This is a genomic window from Candidatus Neomarinimicrobiota bacterium (genome assembly GCA_041862535.1).
Classification (GTDB): Bacteria; Fidelibacterota; Marinisomatia; order SCGC-AAA003-L08; family TS1B11.
In genome coordinates this window covers 1-4,467 of the sequence record JBGVTM010000312.1, presented here as the reverse complement: position 1 = coordinate 4,467, position 4,467 = coordinate 1, and the positions used below count along the sequence as shown (strand labels likewise).

The window sequence follows — 4,467 nt, the reverse complement described above, 5'->3', positions numbered from 1 at the left end:
TCCCCCTTTTGCCAGCCTTCATCGGGTTGAATGCAATCGACTGGACACACTTCAACACAGGCAGTATCGCAAACACCAAAGCAGGGCTCACAGATAATGTACGTCATTAGAATCTTCCTCCGTTAATATTGCCAAATGTCACTGAAGGGGGATTATGTGCACTTTTACTTGTAAGAAAAGTTACTTTTCCCCTCCAAGGGTTCACAATCAAAATTAGAACGAACCCCAATAGCAAAAGAACCCACCCGTGGAGAAATTCTCCGCACGAATCCCTTCGAGAAACGTCACTGTGCTGATGATACCCATCCAGGCCCTCTTCCTCATTATTATCGGACTCGCCGCCGCGGGTGGTATTGACGGGCTCGGTCACCAGGGCATGATGCCGTTGGTACCCGGTGCCGGAGGGCGCTAAACTAAGGCATGCGGTTAATGGTAATTCAGAGTCGCCCGGAGCTGGGTGCGGTAGAGGCCAACCTGGCGGCAGTGGCGTCCGCCCTTGATGAGACCTCCTTCGACCTTCTGGTGTTGCCCGAACTCTTTGCCACCGGTTATTTCTTTCATGACTCTGCTCAGGTAAGGCAGCTCAGTGAACCCGTCCCCGGAGGCCCCACGACCCGCTTTCTCACGGATCTGGCCAGCGCTAATGATGCCTTCATCTGTGCCGGCCTAGTTGAGCGGAACGGCGATTATCTTTATAACACCGCTGTATTGGTTGGGCCGGAGGGCTTGATTGGCAGCTATCGAAAACTGCACTTATTTTACGAAGAGAAATTCTGGTTCACACCCGGCAACGGGCCTCTGGAAGTATATGATCTGGGAGTGGCCCGCGTGGGGATGATGATCTGTTTTGACTGGCGCTATCCCGAGGTGGCCCGGATCCTGGCGCTTAAGGGAGCGCAGATCCTCTTACACTCGGCTAACCTGATACAACCCCACTGCCAGGACGCCATGGTCACCCGCTGCCTGGAAAACGGGATCTTCGCTGCTACTGCTAATCGTATCGGCTCCGACACCAAGCCCGATGGCAGCAGCCTGGCATTCACCGGACAAAGCCAGGTGATGAATCCCCGAGGGGAAGTGCTCGCCCGGGCATCCTGCGACAGGGTGGAGGTCCTGACAGTGGATATCGACCCCGCCGTGGCCGACGACAAGCTCGTCACCGAACATAACCACCTTTTGAACGATCGGCGCCCGGAGTACTATGGCCCGATAACCGGCTGAGAATAGCGTGTAGCCCTCAAAAAGAGGAATGCCATGAACATTGCCACTGGAATCCACCATCGCATCCGCAGCTGGCCGCCCTTTCCACCATGGATGAAGTGGCCGGTCTTCGTTAGCAGAGTCGCCCTGGGGATCATTTTCATCATTTCCGGCACGTTGAAGGTACTGGACGCCCAGAGCTTCATGGCCAACCTCCCATTCTATAATATCCCAGCCTGGCTGATCCCCTTCGGGGCCTTGATACCCCCCATCGAATTGACCATGGGATTGGCTTTCCTCACCGGTATGACGCCCCGGTTCACTTCCCTTGCCGCTGCCGCCATGCTGCTTCTCTTCTCTCTACTCCTGATTGCCGGCATCGCCGGTGGCGAGCTCAGCGACTGCGGCTGTTTTGGACAGGCTTTGGAACAGAGCCCCCAATCAGCGCTGCTGCGCAATCTCCTGCTCATGCTCCTGGCTGGCGTTATCTGGTACTACCACCGCGGCTCCCGAACCTCCTGGCGACCATGGCAGGCTGGGCTGGGAGCAGCCATCCTGCTGGTCCTGGGCACGGTGACCGGTTACACGATCCACACCCCGAAACTCGATCCCAGCCTGGCCAAAGCTGGGGAATTCTTCCCCGATGAGGGATTCGGTAGATTGGCCCCGGAGCTGACCGGGAAGCAGCTGGTATACGTCTTTACCGCCGACTCCCCGGACTGCTGGAATTCGGTGGCTAATGTGAAGGCCCTGGCCGGTGATTCAACCTATGTCGTCTTTGGTCTCACTGACAGCGATCCCCACCAGATCGGATGGTTCGCCAACGAGTTCGATATCAATTTTAAGGTTTACACCTATAACCCGAAGCTCTTCAATACCACCTTCCGCACCTGGCCCGCCCTTTACTATCTGGATGACGGGCTGATTATCGGCAAGGTGGAGAATGAGATACCAGCCCCCAGGACCCTGCAGGAAGTATATATGGCAAAATGGCAATGATCAGTTCCTATTACCCCCTCTAATGCACATCACCCCCGGCACCTATCTGCATGTCAACCCGCCATAACCGGTTTCTGATCTGGATTCCCCTTTTCCTGCTGGGATGCAGCCCATGGCTCTCTACCCCTTTCGGCGTCATGTCGGAATATAACCGCATGGCCCAACTGGACCTGTGGCCGGGCTTTAAACCGGCGCAAATCTCGGTGGCAATCTATGACGGCAAGGATACCTATCTTTTCCGTCATCCGCATCCACCAGAGGAGTTCTCCCCGGTCAAAGGACACTACGGCACGTGGCTGTATCGAGGGCAACACGAGGCGGTGAATTCGAATACAAACGTCCAACTGGCTGACTGGCCCACGGCGACTATCATTATATCCCCGGAAGTAAAGGTCTCAATGCCCCAGCTTGCCGCCGTAGCCATCCATGAGGCATTCCACGTCTTCCAATCCCAAAGGTATCCTGCCTGGACGGCCAACGAGATGGACCTGCTGATTTACCCGGATGATGATGCTGACCTGCTCGCCCTGCGGCGGCTGGAAACCGCGGCCCTAAGATCCGCCATCAGGGCTCAAAAGGAGGAAGACGCCGCTCGCTGGGCGTTGTCAGCACTCACACACCGACAGGACCGATTCAGCCGGATGACCCCCAATGCTGCCGCCTACGAACGAGGCACGGAACTGAAGGAAGGACTGGCGCAGTATGTTCAGTCCAGGGCCCAGGCTGGAAGGCTCAAACCAGACCTGCCGGACGAAGGTTTCCCCCTGTCGAAAATCCGCCAGCGCTGCTACCAGACCGGTCACGCCTGGGCGCTGTTACTCGATCGATTCCTACCGCGTTGGCATACCTATCTTGACAGTGTGAAAAGCACCTCGCTTGATCAGCTGCTATCACAGTCAATCATTCTCCAAGCTTACGAGCCACATCGCTTCCCGGCGCCGGTCAAATCACATATCCAGAAGCGGGCCAAACAGGATGTCCGCAACTTACAGGCCCAGATTCAAAGGAAGCGTAAACGGTACTTCTCCCGGTCGGGCTGGCTAGTGACGTTGTCATTGCCGGACAGGCCGCTGAACGTCATGGGGTTTGATCCCATGAATATCGAGAAACTAGGTTCCGGCGAGCTTCTACACACCCGCTGGCTGAAGCTGGGAAGCCAGAATGGTAGTCTGGAAGTGCTTGATAATACTGTTCTTACCAAAACCGGTTGTGATCATCCTCTCCTTCCCGGCATACAGGAATTAATTATGGCGGGCCTGCCCACACCGCCGCAGGTGGAAATCCGCGCTGACACCGTCAGGATTCAAGGCCACGGCCTGACACTGCATTTTCATGGGCTTCATGTCAGCCGCTCCGATCAAACAAAAACGATTCGTCTTGAGTAGCCCCGTCCAAAATGCCCTTTGCAGTAGGCGCTTCACCCGCTGAAACTGCTCTTGTCAAGTATAGGATGAGATACCCGCCCCCAAGGCCCTGGAGGAAGTTCATATGGCGGCGTGGGTGGGGTGAGTGGACTGTTCGCCGCCGATATTCGGTCGGTATAGCTGTGCTGATGAGCGTATATTCGGGCGTCCGCTTAAATCGCCTCCAACAGGGGCAAAGGAGAAGGTAATGGGATTAACAGTATTGGAAATCGAGGTCGGAAACCCGGCCAATCCGGCAGTAACAGTGAGCGTGGAATTCCTGATAGACTCAGGGGCTGTTTATTCTGTGGTTCCCGCACCTGTTCTTGAAAAGCTCGGTATTGAGCCGCTGGCGGAAGAGGAGTTCCGGCTGGCAAACGGCGAGAAGGCCGTCCGTAAGAAGGGCATTGCGTTCTTCAGGTATGGTGACAAAGTAGGCGGAGCGGATGTCATTTTCGGCCAGGAGGGCGATCAGCAGCTCCTGGGGGCGCTTACCCTTGAGGCGCTGGGCCTGGTCCTGGACCCATTGCGGCGGGAACTGAAGCCACTGCCAATGCTGCTAGCCGCTCTGGGGGTTTAATGAGTCGGGCCGCCAGCCACGAATTACGACATCAGGATAGGTCATTTCCGATGGCAACCATTCTTTACCAGGTCGATGCCTTCACCGACAAACCCTTCGCGGGTAATCCCGCCGGTGTCTGCATCCTGTCTGCACCCGCCGGAGAGTCCTGGATGCAGGCCGTGGCCCGGGAAATGAACCTCTCGGAGACAGCCTTTCTCCACCCCGATAAGGACGGCTACCACTTGCGCTGGTTCACTCCAGTGGTGGAAGTAGACCTGTGCGGGCACGCCATCCTGGCCAGCG

Annotated in this window: 6 protein-coding genes; all 6 read left to right on the top strand. The window is 56.4% G+C overall.

The window, feature by feature from the left end; translation table 11 throughout:
* Positions 1–247: 247 nt before the first annotated feature.
* On the top strand, positions 248–412 hold the full coding sequence (locus tag ACETWG_11250; protein MFB0517162.1) for a hypothetical protein: 165 nt from the start codon (positions 248–250) through the stop codon (positions 410–412).
* A 17-nt stretch (positions 413–429) separates the two neighbouring features.
* Complete coding sequence (locus ACETWG_11245; protein ID MFB0517161.1) at positions 430–1,221, top strand: nitrilase-related carbon-nitrogen hydrolase; 792 nt, start codon at positions 430–432, stop codon at positions 1,219–1,221.
* A 33-nt stretch (positions 1,222–1,254) separates the two neighbouring features.
* The gene (locus tag ACETWG_11240) at positions 1,255–2,199 is read left to right on the top strand and encodes a MauE/DoxX family redox-associated membrane protein (GenBank protein MFB0517160.1); all 945 of its coding nucleotides are present in this window, start codon (positions 1,255–1,257) and stop codon (positions 2,197–2,199) included.
* 50 nt (positions 2,200–2,249) lie between these two features.
* The gene (locus ACETWG_11235) at positions 2,250–3,584 is read left to right on the top strand and encodes a hypothetical protein (GenBank protein MFB0517159.1); all 1,335 of its coding nucleotides are present in this window, start codon (positions 2,250–2,252) and stop codon (positions 3,582–3,584) included.
* Between the two features lie 226 nt (positions 3,585–3,810).
* Positions 3,811–4,182: an aspartyl protease family protein gene (locus tag ACETWG_11230; protein ID MFB0517158.1), complete on the top strand. Its 372-nt coding sequence runs from the start codon at positions 3,811–3,813 to the stop codon at positions 4,180–4,182.
* A gap of 50 nt (positions 4,183–4,232) precedes the next feature.
* On the top strand, positions 4,233–4,467 hold a 235-nt coding region (locus ACETWG_11225; protein ID MFB0517157.1), incomplete at its 3' end, for a PhzF family phenazine biosynthesis protein.